Raw genomic sequence first — 14288 nt, forward strand, 5'->3', positions numbered from 1 at the left:
CGGTTGGTGGCAAAAATTAAGCGCGGCAATTCTAACAGCGCAGGCAAACGTTTGCGAGTCCCATCTCATGCTGCCTTTGCATCGCCTCAGATTTTCGCCAATCCTTAGATGAGGCAGGCTATTGACCGATGACAAGTGGCGCAGCAGCGAAAAGGCGGTATAATCCGGCGATTTTTTTTTAGCTCAACTCAATTCCGGGAGAACAATCATGAAGATCGTGGAAGTCAAACACCCGCTGGTCAAACATAAACTGGGCCTGATGCGTGAGCATGATATCAGCACCAAGCGTTTCCGCGAGCTAGCCTCGGAAGTGGGCAGCTTGCTGACCTATGAAGCCACCGCCGATCTGGAAACCGAGCGTGTCACCATCGAAGGCTGGAATGGTCCGGTTGAAATCGATCAGATCAAAGGTAAAAAAATCACCGTGGTTCCGATTCTGCGTGCGGGTCTTGGCATGATGGAAGGCGTGCTTGAGCACGTTCCCAGCGCGCGCATCAGCGTGGTGGGCGTGTATCGTGATGAAGAGACGCTGGAGCCGGTTCCTTATTTCCAGAAGCTGGTTTCGAACATCGAAGAGCGCCTGGCGCTGGTGGTCGACCCGATGCTGGCAACCGGCGGTTCGATGATCGCCACCATCGATCTGCTGAAAAAAGCCGGTTGTACCAGCATTAAAGTGCTGGTGCTGGTGGCCGCACCTGAAGGTATTGCCGCGCTGGAGAAAGCGCATCCGGATGTGGAGCTTTACACCGCATCTATCGATCAGGGATTGAACGAGAAGGGCTACATCATTCCTGGACTCGGCGATGCCGGGGACAAGATTTTCGGAACCAAATAAAAGAAACCAGCCGGCCAGAGAGTCGGCTTTTTTTTGGCAAAAACACAACATTGTCATCCTCGAGTTATTCGAGCCAGGGCAAGGCGGCAAACGAGTTCATCCCGATGAGCTTACTTAAGTAAGTGATTCGGGTGAACGAGAGCAGCCAACGCAGCCATGGCTCGAAGAACGAAGAGGATAGGGGATAATAATGACTCGTCGTGCAATCGGCGTTAGCGAACGCCCACCGCTGTTACAAACCATCCCACTCAGCTTACAGCATCTGTTCGCCATGTTCGGCGCAACCGTGCTGGTGCCGATTCTGTTCCACATCAACCCGGCCACGGTGTTGCTGTTTAACGGCGTTGGAACATTGCTCTATCTGTTTATCTGTAAGGGCAAAATCCCGGCTTATCTCGGTTCGAGCTTTGCCTTTATTTCGCCGGTGCTGCTGCTGTTGCCGCTGGGTTATGAAGTGGCGCTGGGCGGCTTTATTCTCTGCGGTTTGCTGTTCTGTATTGTGGCGCTAATCGTCAAGAAAGCCGGTACCGGCTGGCTGGACGTGATGTTCCCACCGGCAGCGATGGGCGCGATTGTCGCGGTTATCGGTCTGGAACTGGCGGGCGTGGCGGCGAATATGGCCGGCTTACTGCCTGCTGACGGCACATCGCCAGACAGCAAAACCGTAATCATCTCGATGGTGACGCTGGCGGTCACCGTGTTTGGTTCGGTGCTGTTCCGTGGTTTCCTCGCCATCATCCCGATTTTAGTCGGCGTGTTGGTCGGCTATGCGCTCTCTTACGCGATGGGCATTGTGGACTGGACCGCGGTGGAAAATGCGCCGTGGTTTGCGCTGCCAACCTTCTACACGCCGCGTTTTGAATGGGTGGCGATGCTGACCATTCTGCCAGCCGCACTGGTGGTGATTGCCGAGCACGTGGGTCACTTGGTGGTCACCGCGAATATCGTGAAGAAAGATCTGATCCGCGATCCGGGTCTGCACCGCTCGATGTTCGCTAACGGTTTATCCACCATGATCTCCGGTTTCTTCGGCTCCACGCCGAACACCACTTACGGCGAGAACATCGGTGTAATGGCGATTACCCGCGTGTACAGCACCTGGGTAATTGGCGGCGCGGCGATCTTTGCCATTCTGCTCTCGTGCGTCGGCAAGCTGGCGGCGGCGATTCAGGCGGTTCCTGTGCCGGTGATGGGCGGCGTATCGCTGTTGCTATACGGTGTGATTGGCGCGTCCGGTATTCGTGTGCTGATCGAGTCTAAAGTGGATTACAACAAAGCGCAGAACCTGATCCTGACCTCGGTGATCCTGATCATCGGCGTGAGCGGTGCCAAAGTGCATATCGGCGCGGCCGAGCTGAAAGGCATGGCGTTGGCGACTATTGTAGGCGTGGGTCTGGCGCTGATCTTCCGTTTAATCAGCGTATTGCGCCCGGAAGAGGTGGTGCTGGACGCTGAAGAGAAGCGCGAAAGTTAAGGCTGCAAGCCGGGCAGGGAAGCCCGGTTCATCTCCGGCAAAGATCGTGATAAACTTGCGCGGTTTTCTGCCCGCTCATCCGTTGAGGTACTTCTGAACACGCCGGCACAGCTCTCATTGCCACTCTATTTACCCGATGATGAAACCTTCGCCAGTTTCTGGCCGGGGGAAAACACGTCTCTGCTGGCGGCGCTGCAAGGCGCACTCTCTCAGCAACACGGTAGCTATCTCTATTTCTGGTCGCGCGAAGGCGGTGGCCGCAGTCATCTGCTGCATGCCGCCTGTGCGGAACTCTCGGCGCTCGGCGAAGCGGTGGGCTATGTGCCGCTGGATAAGCGCACCTGGTTTGTGCCGGAAGTCCTGGAAGGCATGGAGAATCTGGCGCTGGTGTGCATCGATAATATCGAGTGCATCGCGGGCGATCCGGAGTGGGAAATGGCGATCTTTGATCTCTACAATCGTATTCTGGAAATCGGTAAAACGCGTTTGCTGATTACCGGCGATCGACCGCCGCGCCAGCTCAATCTCGGCTTACCGGATCTGGCTTCACGTCTCGACTGGGGACAGATTTACCGTTTGCAGCCGCTTTCTGATGACGACAAATTACAGGCGATGCAGCTGCGTGCCGGATTGCGTGGTTTTGAGTTGCCGGAAGATGTCGGGCGCTTCCTGTTGAAACGCCTCGACCGTGAGATGCGCACGCTGTTTGATACGCTGGATCGTCTCGATCGCGCCTCCATCAGCGCCCAGCGCAAACTCACCATTCCTTTTGTTAAAGAAGCGCTGGAGCTTTAGATAATCTCCAGCACCGCTTCGGGTGGACGACCAATACGCGCCTGTTCGCCCTTGATCACAATCGGGCGTTCAATCAGTTTCGGATGATCCACCATCGCCTGCAGCAGCTGAACCTCGCTTAACGCGCTATCCGCTAAAGCCAACTCTTGATACAAATCCTCTTTACGCCGCATCAGTTCGCGCGCGCTGTGCATGCCGAGCTGTTTCAACAGACGTTTTAGCGTGGGGACATCGGGCGGCGTCTCAAGATAAAGCACCACATCGGGCTCGATACCTCGCTCCTGCAACAGCGCCAGCGTTTCGCGGCTCTTGCTGCAGCGCGGGTTGTGATAAATGCTGACCATCTTCTTATCCTTTTTGATAAACCTTAAAACGCTTCTGCAGTTCACGGAACTGGTCGATACGTGCGTCATAGCGCGCTTGTTTCAGGCTGCCGAGCGGCACCTGCGCGCTGGCGCTGCTCAAGGTGGAGATCGCCTGATCGAGCTGACCGTTGAGCGCCAAACCTTCCGCGCGCGCCGAAAGTTCTTCATCGCGCAAACCCTGTGCCGCAGAGGCCTGCGCCAGCAGATCAAAGGCGTTAACATCGTCTGGATGGGCAAAGGTGTAGCGATTGAGGATGCGGCTGGCGTTGGCGGGCTGCTTCGCTTCGACATAGGCATTAGCCAGATTCAACTGCAACACCGGATTGCTGCTGCTGCCTTTGGCGCTGCTCAGCATGGCGATCGCCTGCTGCGGCTGATTCAGGCCGATGTCGATATCGGTCATGATATCAAGGAACCAGACGTTATCCGGCTGCTTCGCCAGCAGCGGGGCGATCACCCGTTTGGCGCTATCAAAGCTTTTGGCCTGCAGGAACTGTATCGCTTTGCCGTACTGCGCCGCCTGCTGCTCGCGCACGTTGCCTTTGGCGTATTCGTTCAGCAGGTCATCAGTTAGCTGATTGCGGCCAGTGGCGTACATGCCGAGCGAGCGCACTTTCGCCATGTAGAAATCCTGCGACGATTGCACCACCACCGGACGCATCTGGTTGGCGCGGTTACGCGCATCGGCAAGGCGACTGTCGGGTAACGGGTGCGTCAGCAAAATTTCCGGCGGCTTGGAGGAGAAGCGGCTCTGATCCGCCAGCTTCTGCAAGAAAGTCGGCATCGCTTGCGGATCGAATCCGGCGCGTTGCAGCACCTGAATACCGATGCGGTCGGCTTCCTGCTCGTTGCCCTGGGTAAAGCTGATAATGCCTTGCTGCGCACCCGCCAGCGTACCGGTCAACGCCGCCATGCCGGCTTGCGGGCTGGCCATTGCCAGCAGAATCGATCCCAATGCGCCGACCCAGGTCAGCGGCGCAGTGCGTCGCTGCTCTTCCATGGCGCGCGCCAGATGGCGCTGCGTGACGTGCGAGATTTCGTGCGCCATCACCGACGCCAGCTGGCTTTCGTTATCGGTATAGCGGAACAGCGATGAATGCAGCACCACGTTGCCGCCAAAGAAGGCGAAGGCGTTGAGTTCGTCGTTCTGGATCAAAAAGAAGTGGAACGGCGTGCGCACCGAGTTGGCATGCGCCACCAGTCGCTGACCAAGCTCGTTAATGTATTGATTCAACAGCGGGTCGTTGATCAGAGGCGCACTGGCGCGCAGCTGGCGCACGTAGAAGTCGCCCATCTGCAGTTCCTGATTAATCGAAAGCGTTGAACCTGCTGTGGTGCCCATGTCGGGCAGCGTATCACTAACGTCAGCGCGCGCACTCAGCGCAGGCGTCAGCAGCAGCGTAGGAATAAGGGCCGCCAGCACTGATTTTTTCAACCGATTAAACATGCCTTGATCCTGTAAATGTCACCCAAAATTGGACAGGTAAGTGGTTCAAATGTTCTGCACTATTTTTCCCTTTGCGGAACGCGCTCTATCTTAACCAGACTGCGGCGACAAGCAAACGATGAAGATTCATGAGCTTTAAATGAAAAAAGGGTTACAGCATGACGAAATTGCAGCAAAAAATTGAATAGCACGCCGCGATTTAAACAGGCTTCTTTATCCGCAGAAGTTAAAGTTACGTAAAGTTGCTCAAAATTATTGAATTTGGCATGAACTTTTCCAGGTTTACTCTGAAAAGCGGCGGCAAATCAGCGGTGTTGGCCCGCTTTATCCATCAGTGTTTTTAATCGTGAAGACGACGCACAGAGCATTCTACACAGTTATCATCGGACGGATTTTAAACGCACGTAAACTTATTCCCTCTGTATTAGGATCACAATTTCACGGCCACGCATTTCTCAACTCCTGCCAAAGCGACAATCGAAACCCTTTTTCAATTAACCTTGCTAATTATTTTTCACGCAATGAAAACGCCGGACAGCCCGTCACTACAGGACTTTTGCCTTGCTCACGCTGTGGTATAGATAAGGCACTTTATTCAAACGGACTGTGAATTGACGCGCAGTGTAAGCCGGAGAGTTTTTATGCGTTCTGTAGTTTCATACGCCCTTATCGCAATTGTCGGTGGCTTTGTTGGCGCCACCGTGAGTAAAGGTGATGACCTGTATCAGCGTGTTGTCAGCCATTTTTCCTCTGCACCCACCGATCCCGACGGCTTCTGGAGCACGCCCGCCGTCGACGGCTACGGCAAAATCCATTACGAACCGGATGCGGCTTTCAAACCGGTGGTCGGTTTAAGCAACAAAGTGGTGTTTCAAATTACCCGCAGTGAAGGGGAGATGACGCGCCCAAATCTTGGACTGGAGCGCGTAGCGCGCGTGGTCAATCTCTATATCGCTTCGGGCGTGCCCGCTGACGACCTGCACTTTGTGGTATCGGTCACCGGTGATGCCACGCCAGCGATGCTGGATAACGCGCATTTCCAGCAGTTCTACCAGGCGGACAACCCCAATCTGGCGCTGATCGGCGCACTGAATAAGTTGGGCGTGAAGGTTTCCGTATGCGATCAGTCGGTGGCGTTCCATCACTTCCCGAGAGCGTGGATTGACCCATCGGTGATTCATGCACTCTCCAGCCCGACCACCGTGTCGACGCTGGAAAATCAAGGTTATGCACTCTTACAGATGTAAATTTCAGGCACAGGAGAAGTGAAATGCATCCAGCATCCTATATCGTTATTGCGGCTCTGGCAGGGTTTGTCGGCGGCAATGTATTACAGCTCCCCGATTTGGTCGACAAGGTTAGCGACAAATTTGCTGACAAGAAAAGTGAACCGGCTGATTTCTGGAGCACGCCGGCGATCGAAGGTTACGGCAAAATCCACTTTGTGAATGTGCCGGACTACAATCCGGCCACCACGCCAGGGTTGAGCAATAAAATCGTCTTCCAGATCAACCGTAATGAAGGCGATGTGCGTCAGCCGAACCTTGGGCTGGAGCGCGTGGCACGCGTCACCAACCTCTATTACGCGGCGGGCGTACCGCTCGATCAGCTGAAATTTGTGGTCTCGATTAACAGCGATGCGGTTCCTGCGGCGTTGAATAATGAGCAATTCCGCAAAACCTACGGCACCGATAACCCCAATCTCAAGCTGATTGATGAGTTGAAAAAAGCTGGCGTGAAGGTGACCATTTGCGATCAGTCGGTGGCTTTCCATCAGCTGGAGCGCAACTGGATCGATACGCGCGTCACCCACACGCTGTCGAGCGGCACCACCGTGGCGTCGCTGCAGAACGAAGGTTACGCCTTCCTGATGCTCTGATTTCTGCCTGACAGCAGTTCGCGCTGCTGTCATCCCGCTGTCATTTATCCGCGATGTTGCTGTCACAGTTCGCCGCTACTTTAAGCGCCAATGAGATCGATCTCATTGGCACTTTACGAGGCGAACATGTCCGATTTAATCAGCGTGGCCAAACTGGCTGGCGTTTCTCGCGCTACCGCCGCCCGCGCATTCTCTGATCCGCATCTGCTGCGAGCTGACACGCTGGAAAAGGTGTTGAGCGCCTCTGAGCAGCTCGGCTTTCGCCCCAATCACATTGCTCGCCAACTGCGTACCCAAAGTTCAACCACCTTCGGCGTGCTGCTGCCGTCGCTGCTGAATCCGATTTTCGCCCGTCAACTGCAAGCGATGGAGCGTCAGGCGCGTGCCGCCGGTTACGGTCTGCTGGTGGCAACCAGCGATTATCAGCCCGAGCGGGAAGCGGCGATGGTGGAGCACATGCTGAACCAGCGCGTTGCCGGTTTGGTTCTTACCGTCGCCGACGCCGACAACAGCGCCATCCTGCATACGCTGCATCAAGCCAGCATGCCGTTTGTTCTGACGCATAACGTGCCGCAGGTCACGCACTGGCCCGCAATTTGCGTCGATAACCGCCAGGCGATGCAGCAAGCCACCGAACACCTGCTGCAGCTCGGCCATCGCCACATCGGTATGGTGGCCGGTCCCATGCTGCAATCGGATCGCGCCCGTCTGCGCTATCAGGGCTATTGCGATGCCATGCAGCAGGCCGGATTGCGCGCGCTGCCGGTACTCGAAATGCCCAGCCATACCCAATCTGATTTCGCGCTGCTGCAGCCGCAGCTGAGTGGCGACACGCCGCTCAGCGCGGTGATCTGCACCAACGATCTGCTCGCCATCAGCCTGATTGGTGCGGCGGCGCGCGCCGGAGTGCGCATTCCGCAGCAGCTGTCGGTGATGGGTTTTGATGGCATCGATATCGGCGAGCACATCGCGCCGTCGCTGGCGAGCGTAAGCCAGCCAGCTGACATGCTCGGCGCCGGTGCGATCGACATGCTGTTACAACAAGCCAGCCGCGGCACGCGCGTGCTGCCACATCGATTAAGGCTCGGCGCCAGTATCGCCGCGCCAGCAACCTCTTTTTCTTCCATTGCCACTATCAGGGAACCATCATGAAAAAAGTCACAATGATTGCCGGGGCGCTCGCACTCACCGCCGGTTCGCTGTTCAGTTCGCTGGCGCAGGCCGCCGATACGGCGATTTGCTACAACTGTCCTCCCGAATGGGCGGACTGGGGAACCCAGCTTAACGCTATTGCTAAAGACACTGGCATTCAGGTGCCGCAGGACAATAAAAACTCCGGCCAGGCGCTGGCGCAGCTGGTGGCGGAGCAGGGCAATCCGGTGGCAGATGTGGTGTATTACGGTGTCAGTTTTGGCATCCAGGCGGATAGCGCCGGTGTCATCAGCGCCTATAAGCCCGCGCATTGGGACGAGATCCCAGCCGGAATGAAAGATCCCGACGGCAAATGGGTGGCGCTGCACTCCGGCACCATGGGCTTTATGGTAAACCTTGATGCGCTGGGCGGCGCACCGGTGCCGCAATCCTGGGACGATCTGCTGAAGCCTGAATACAAAGGCATGATTGGCTACCTCGATCCGGCTAGCGCCTTTGTCGGTTACGTGGCGGCCGTGGCGGTCAACCAGGCGAAGGGCGGCAACATGCAGGACTTTACACCCGCGCTGACATGGTTCAAAAAACTCCAGGCTAACCAGCCGATCGTACCGAAGCAGACCGCCTACGCGCGCCTGATCTCCGGTGAGATTCCGATCCTGCTCGACTACGACTTCAACGCCTACCGTGCGAAATATAAAGATCACGCCAATGTCGCCTTTGTGATCCCGAAAGAGGGCACGGTTACGGTGCCGTACGTCATCAGCCTGGTGAAGAACGCGCCGCACGCAGACAACGGCAAGAAAGTGATCGACTACGTGTTGTCGGATAAAGGTCAGGCGATTTGGGCCAATGCCTTCCTGCGTCCGGTACGCACCTCGGCGATGTCCGCTGACGCGAAGAAATTCTTCCTGCCAGACAGCGATTATGCGCGTGCGCACACCGTGAACTATCAGCAGATGGCCGATGCGCAGAAGGCCTTCTCTGCGAAATACCTGAGCGAGATGCGTTAATGTCGATGGCTGACACGCTGGCGGCCTCGCGCCGCCAGATACCTACGCAACCGGGCAGCCGCTGGTTGTGGCTGACGCTGCCCGCGCTGCTGTTCTTCTGTGCTTTCTGGCTGCTGCCGTTTGCCCGCCTGCTGCAAATCGGCATGCAGGACGATCGCAGCACCCAGCACAGCGGTTACTGGACGGTGATCACGCAGCCGCACTATCTGCTGAGCCTGCTGAACACCGTGCTGCTGTCGCTGGCGGTGACGCTGGTGACGTTACTCATCGCCGCTATCGTCGGCTGCTTTCTGGCACGCCAGCGCTTTGCCGGGCGCGGCACCTTGCTGGCGTTGCTGACCTTTCCGCTGGCGTTTCCCGGCGTGGTGGTGGGTTTTCTGGTGGTGATGCTGGCTGGACGTCAGGGATTGCTGGCGCAAATCAGTATGAGTTTGCTGCATGAGCGCTGGACGCTGGCCTATTCGCTGGCGGGTCTGTTTATCGGTTACCTCTATTTCTCGCTGCCGCGCGCCATCGTCACGCTGGTAGCAGCCAGTGAAAAACTCGATCGCTCGCTGGAAGAAGCGGCGCGTTCGCTCGGCGCCAGCCAGTGGCGCATCACCTGGGATGTGATTGTGCCCGGCCTGCAACCGGCGCTGCTCTCCACCGGCGCGCTGTGCTTCGCTACCAGCATGGGCGCTTTTGGCACCGCCTTTACGCTCGGCACCGATTTGGCGGTGCTACCGCTGACCATTTACGGCGAGTTCACCAACTACGCCAACTTCGCCACCGCCGCCGCGCTGTCAGTGTTGATGGGCGGATTCGCCTGGCTGGCGCTGATGCTGGCGCGCCGTCTGGCGCAGGCTAAGGAGGCGCAATCATGAAACGTCGTGGACTGTTTAGCCTGCAACTGCTGATCACCGCCATCACCGCGCTGTTTATGATCGTGCCGGTGGTGCTGTCGATGCTGGCGGGCGTCACCAATAACTATTTCATCGGCCTGCGCAGCGGCTTCACGCTGAAGTGGGTGGAGCAAGTGTGGCTGATGTACGCCGATACTTTCTGGCTGTCGCTGCTGATCGCGCTGTTCTGCCTGCTGGTTACCTTGGTGATTGGCGTTCCCGCTGCGTGGGGATTGCTGAAAGCGCCGGGCCGCTGGGCGGCGCGTATTGAAGAGTGCTTGATGCTGCCGGTGGCGCTGCCCGGTCTGGCAACCGCGCTTGGCATCATTCTGCTCTACGGCCAGTTTTCCGGCCTGCGTGACAGCTGGCTGTTCATCCTGATTGGTCACGTGCTGTTTACCTTGCCGTTTATGATGCGGCCGGTGCTGGCGGTGATGCAGGCGGTGGATATGCCGCGCCTGGAAGAAGCATCGGCCAGCCTCGGCGCCAGCTGGTGGCAGCGCTTCTTTACCGTGGTGGTGCCGAACTGCCGCAACGGCATTCTTGCTGGCGCGTTTATGGTGATCACGCTGTCGGTGGGTGAATTTAACATTACATGGATGCTGCACACGCCGCTGACCAAAACCTTGCCGGTTGGCCTTGCCGACAGCTATGCCTCAATGCGGCTGGAAGTGGGTTCCGCCTACACGCTGATTTTCATTCTGATGATTCTGCCGCTGCTGCTGATGCTCAATGCCGTGAATCACTGGCTTAACCGCGCGGTTTCGCGCCAACACAAGGAGGCAGCATGAACCCTGCGGCCGTTACCGTGACGCTGCGCGGCTGCGCACGTCATTTTAATCATCATCAGGCGCTGCAACCGCTCGATCTTACTGTCCATGCCGGCGAAACGCTGGTGCTGCTGGGGCCGTCCGGCTGCGGCAAAACCACCACGCTGCGCATTATCAGCGGGCTGGAGAGCTGCGATGTCGGCGGCGAAGTGTGGTTTGACGATCGCAACGTTACCGCCTTACCGATTGAAAAACGCAACGTCGGCATGGTGTTCCAGAACTACGCGCTGTTTCCGAATCTCAATGTGGCGGGAAACGTAGCGTACGGCCTGAAAGTGCAGGGCGTGGCGCGTGCCGAACGGGAAGCGCGCGTACAGGAGATGCTGGCGCTGGTGGATCTCACCGCGCTGGCGCAGCGTAGCATCGACAAACTCTCCGGCGGCCAGAAGCAGCGTGTGGCGCTGGCGCGCGCGTTAGCCGCGCGGCCCAAAGTGCTGCTGTTTGATGAGCCGCTGGCGGCGCTGGATGCGCGCCTGCGCGATCGTCTGCGTCTGGAGATCGGCGCGCTACTGAAGAAGCTGGCGATCACCGCCGTTTACGTGACGCACGATCAGCAGGAAGCGATGGCGCTCGGCGACCGTATTGCGGTGATGGAGCAGGGACGTTTGGTGCAGATCGATACGCCGCAGAAAATTTATCAGCATCCGGCGTCAAAATTTGTCGCCGATTTTGTGGGTGCGATTAACTGCGTAGATGTGGATACGCGCGGCCATCCGCAGCGCTTTTGCCGCCCGGAAGATGTACTGCTGGCCAGCGATGAGCGTTATCCGCGCCAGGGTTTTATTGTTGCCAGCACTTTTCTGGGCGCGTCGCAGCGGTTGATGATCGACATCGGGCTGGCGACGCCCATTCAGGTGGATCGCCACGCGCGTGAAACCTGGCATGCCGGACAAGCGGTGAGCTGGACGCTGGCGCAGGACGCCGCGCTGCAGTTTTCTTAATTGGCCCGGTTGCCATAAATGGCGACCGCCGCGCTTAAACATCCAAAGGAAAAAATTCGTGTCTGAAGCAATGACGCTCATCGCGCAAATCAGCGATTTACACATCAAGGCCAACGGCCGTTTATCCTACAAAAAAGTCGACACTCAAGCCGCGCTACTGCGGGTGATTGAGACGCTAAACCGCCTTGCGCCGCGCCCCGACATGGTGGTGATTACCGGCGATCTGGTCGATTTCGGCACCGCGGCAGAGTATCAAACGTTAAAGCAGGCGCTGCGCCAACTGCAGCTGCCGTTTCTGCTGATGCCGGGCAACCACGACGATCGCCAGGCGCTGCGTGCGGCGTTTCCGGATCATCACTATCTGCAGCACGGAGCAACCCTGAACTGGCAGATGCAGGTGAAAGGCGTGCAGCTGCTGGCGCTCGATTCCAGCGTGCCGCAGCAGCCATGGGGCTATGTGGATGAAGCGCAGCTGCGCTGGCTTGATGAGCAGTTGCAGCGCCAGCCGCAGTTGCCGACGCTGGTGATGCTGCATCATCCGCCGTTTCTTTGCGGCATCGAACATATGGATAACCAGCCGCTGCGCAATCCGGCGGCGCTGGCGGCGATTATCCAGCGCCATCCACAGGTGGAACGCGTGCTGAGCGGTCATCTGCACCGCTCGGTGCAGGCGCGTTTTGCCGGTACGCTGGCGTGCGTGGCGCCGGGTGTATCGCATCAGGTGGCGTTTGATCTCGCGGAAAATGCACCGGCGAATTTTGTGCTGGAGCCGCCCGGTTTTCTGCTGCATCGCTGGCATGCGCAGCAGGGCATGAGCACGCATTTGTGTGCTATCGGCGATTATCCCGGTCCGTGGCCGTTTTACGATGCCAACGGTTTGATCGATTAGCGCCAGCGTAGAGAAAGAATTGTGTGTGGCTGACAGGATGCTTCGTGCTCAATTTGCGTTGTGGGTGTACAATCGCCCGTTAGCTCACCAGGGCAAGTGCATCCAACTATAACAAGACTGTCAGGCACACATATCGATGAATCTATTCACTAAGGTCGGTGCGCTATGCTAACGCGCCTGCGGCCAAAAACTGACCTGCGCACGCTGATCGCGCTGTTGGCGATCACCAGCATCGTCATCACACTTGCCAACACGCTGTACGCCACCTGGCGCGTACAACGTATGGTCCTGATCGAAAGCACCCTCGAAGCCAATCGCGCTTACGCCACCAAACTGGCGGCGACGACGGAGGTCTTCTTTCAGCTGGCTCAGTCGCAGCTGCACTACAGCGCGACGCAGCTGGGCAATGATTTTGATGATGCCGATTTGGCGCAGCAGGAAGTCAATCGCCTGCGTGAGCAAACTAATAGCTTTAACTCGGTGGCGGTGGTGGACAGCAACGGCATCGTGAAAGCCATTTCACCCGAATCGCTGATGCTGAAAGGCATGCAGCTCACCAGCCAGGCTTCGCGTGAAGCGCTGGCGCAGCGTCAGCCGATGGTCAGCAAACCCAGCATCTCCGCCGCCAATAATTTGATTGTGTTTGTCTCCTGGCCGATCTGGAGCAAAGACGGACGTTACCTTGGCTACGTCGGCGGCACCATCTATCTGAAGAAGAAAAGCATCCTTAATGCGCTGCTCGGCGAGCAGTTCTATCGCGATGGCACGCATGTTTACGTGCTGGATCGCAATAATCAGGTGCTGTACCACCAGAATACCCAGCTGATTGGTAAAAGCGTGCCGGGCATCGTTAGCGATCGCCAGCGCGAGGAGAAAACCAACGGTGAAGTGCAACTGACGGAAGAGAACGTGCCTAAGCTGGCCGGTTACGCCATCGTGCCCACCACCGGCTGGATGGTGGTGGCGTTGAAACCCACCGATGTGACGCTGGCGCCGCTCACCGGCTTGCTGCTCAAAGTGTTGAAAAACTCGGTGCCATTTGCGCTGCTGACCTTGCTGGTGGCGGTGATTCTGGCGCGTCTGATTGCGCTGCCGCTGTGGCAACTGGCGCGCAAAGCCAGCCAGATGGATTCCCAGGGCGTGTCGAACGAGATTGGCGGCATTCGCGCCTGGTATTTCGAAGCGGCGCAGGTCAAACGCGCGCTGCTCACAGGTATTGGTTTAGTGCAGGATAAGATTGGTCGCCTGAAATCGGAAGTGCAGAGCGATCCCATGACCAATCTGCTTAACCGTCGAGGCCTGAGCGCGGTGCTCGACTACTTCGCCACCATGCGCCAACCGTTCTCGGTGCTGGCGCTGGATATCGATCACTTCAAACGGGTCAACGATACCTTCGGTCATGACGTCGGCGATGAGGTGATTAAACATGTGGCGCGAACCTTACGCAGCAGCGCCCGTCAAACCGATGTGGTGTGCCGTAACGGCGGGGAAGAGTTCCTGATGTTGCTGCCTGCGACGTCGGTGGAAGACGCACGCATTCTGGCCGAGCGCGTGCGCATCAGCATTGCAGAAAACTGGATTGATCAGGTTGGCAATGTCACGCTGTCGGTGGGCATTGCCGACTGGCAGCCGGAAAGTGGTTCGCAGGAGCAGAGCCTCAAGCAGGCCGATGCCGCGCTTTATCAGGCGAAAAATGCCGGACGCAACTGCGTGATGATCTCCGGTCAGGATGCGTTGGTCAGCAGCATTACGCATTAACGCTCCGGGTGCGGCCTGCGCACCCGTTTACC

At 57.5% G+C, this 14288-nt stretch carries 14 protein-coding genes; 12 read left to right on the forward strand and 2 right to left on the reverse strand.

What is annotated here, in order from left to right; genetic code table 11:
• The first annotated feature begins 208 nt into the window (after window positions 1–208).
• The 3 genes from upp (at window position 209) to hda (ending at window position 3104) form a co-directional block, all read left to right on the forward strand.
• Window positions 209–835, forward strand: a complete 627-nt coding sequence (upp, locus tag Q3H59_RS05590; protein ID WP_008108331.1) for a uracil phosphoribosyltransferase — start codon at window positions 209–211, stop codon at window positions 833–835.
• A gap of 190 nt (window positions 836–1025) precedes the next feature.
• Window positions 1026–2309, forward strand: a complete 1284-nt coding sequence (gene uraA, locus Q3H59_RS05595) for a uracil permease (protein ID WP_110866483.1) — start codon at window positions 1026–1028, stop codon at window positions 2307–2309.
• A 93-nt stretch (window positions 2310–2402) separates the two neighbouring features.
• On the forward strand, window positions 2403–3104 hold the full coding sequence (hda, locus tag Q3H59_RS05600; RefSeq protein ID WP_309836638.1) for a DnaA inactivator Hda: 702 nt from the start codon (window positions 2403–2405) through the stop codon (window positions 3102–3104).
• Here hda and arsC read toward each other — a convergent pair.
• Both arsC and Q3H59_RS05610 read right to left on the reverse strand, forming a co-directional pair.
• Window positions 3101–3448 carry an arsenate reductase (glutaredoxin) gene (arsC, locus tag Q3H59_RS05605; protein ID WP_309833690.1) on the reverse strand — a complete coding sequence of 116 codons (348 nt, stop codon included), beginning with the start codon at window positions 3446–3448 and terminating at the stop codon, window positions 3101–3103. The genes hda and arsC overlap by 4 nt on opposite strands.
• Before the next feature lie 4 nt (window positions 3449–3452).
• Window positions 3453–4916 carry a M48 family metallopeptidase gene (locus Q3H59_RS05610; protein WP_309833692.1) on the reverse strand — a complete coding sequence of 488 codons (1464 nt, stop codon included), beginning with the start codon at window positions 4914–4916 and terminating at the stop codon, window positions 3453–3455.
• Between the two features lie 641 nt (window positions 4917–5557).
• Here Q3H59_RS05610 and Q3H59_RS05615 point away from each other — a divergent pair.
• The 9 genes from Q3H59_RS05615 (at window position 5558) to Q3H59_RS05655 (ending at window position 14256) form a co-directional block, all read left to right on the forward strand.
• A complete protein-coding gene (locus tag Q3H59_RS05615) occupies window positions 5558–6163 on the forward strand; it encodes a DsrE family protein (protein ID WP_192411400.1) in 606 nt (201 codons plus the stop codon).
• A 23-nt stretch (window positions 6164–6186) separates the two neighbouring features.
• Window positions 6187–6795 (forward strand): DsrE family protein, encoded by a 609-nt coding sequence (locus tag Q3H59_RS05620; protein WP_309833694.1) that lies wholly within the window; start codon window positions 6187–6189, stop codon window positions 6793–6795.
• A gap of 126 nt (window positions 6796–6921) precedes the next feature.
• Window positions 6922–7947, forward strand: coding sequence for a substrate-binding domain-containing protein (locus Q3H59_RS05625; RefSeq protein ID WP_309833696.1), 1026 nt, complete (start codon window positions 6922–6924; stop codon window positions 7945–7947).
• Window positions 7944–8957, forward strand: a complete 1014-nt coding sequence (locus tag Q3H59_RS05630; protein WP_309833698.1) for an ABC transporter substrate-binding protein — start codon at window positions 7944–7946, stop codon at window positions 8955–8957. The genes Q3H59_RS05625 and Q3H59_RS05630 overlap by 4 nt, the downstream gene beginning before the upstream one ends.
• Window positions 8957–9820, forward strand: coding sequence for an ABC transporter permease (locus tag Q3H59_RS05635; protein ID WP_309833700.1), 864 nt, complete (start codon window positions 8957–8959; stop codon window positions 9818–9820). Before Q3H59_RS05630 ends, Q3H59_RS05635 begins: the two co-directional genes overlap by 1 nt.
• The gene (locus tag Q3H59_RS05640; RefSeq protein ID WP_309833702.1) at window positions 9817–10629 is read left to right on the forward strand and encodes an ABC transporter permease; all 813 of its coding nucleotides are present in this window, start codon (window positions 9817–9819) and stop codon (window positions 10627–10629) included. The genes Q3H59_RS05635 and Q3H59_RS05640 overlap by 4 nt, the downstream gene beginning before the upstream one ends.
• Window positions 10626–11609 carry an ABC transporter ATP-binding protein gene (locus tag Q3H59_RS05645; protein ID WP_309833705.1) on the forward strand — a complete coding sequence of 328 codons (984 nt, stop codon included), beginning with the start codon at window positions 10626–10628 and terminating at the stop codon, window positions 11607–11609. Before Q3H59_RS05640 ends, Q3H59_RS05645 begins: the two co-directional genes overlap by 4 nt.
• Before the next feature lie 70 nt (window positions 11610–11679).
• Window positions 11680–12498 carry a phosphodiesterase gene (locus Q3H59_RS05650; RefSeq protein WP_405042196.1) on the forward strand — a complete coding sequence of 273 codons (819 nt, stop codon included), beginning with the start codon at window positions 11680–11682 and terminating at the stop codon, window positions 12496–12498.
• 165 nt (window positions 12499–12663) lie between these two features.
• Window positions 12664–14256 carry a sensor domain-containing diguanylate cyclase gene (locus tag Q3H59_RS05655; protein WP_101763522.1) on the forward strand — a complete coding sequence of 531 codons (1593 nt, stop codon included), beginning with the start codon at window positions 12664–12666 and terminating at the stop codon, window positions 14254–14256.
• Window positions 14257–14288 lie beyond the last annotated feature (32 nt).

It is taken from the genome of Pantoea sp. SORGH_AS_0659, from assembly GCF_031453915.1.
GTDB lineage: Bacteria > Pseudomonadota > Gammaproteobacteria > Enterobacterales > Enterobacteriaceae > Pantoea > Pantoea leporis.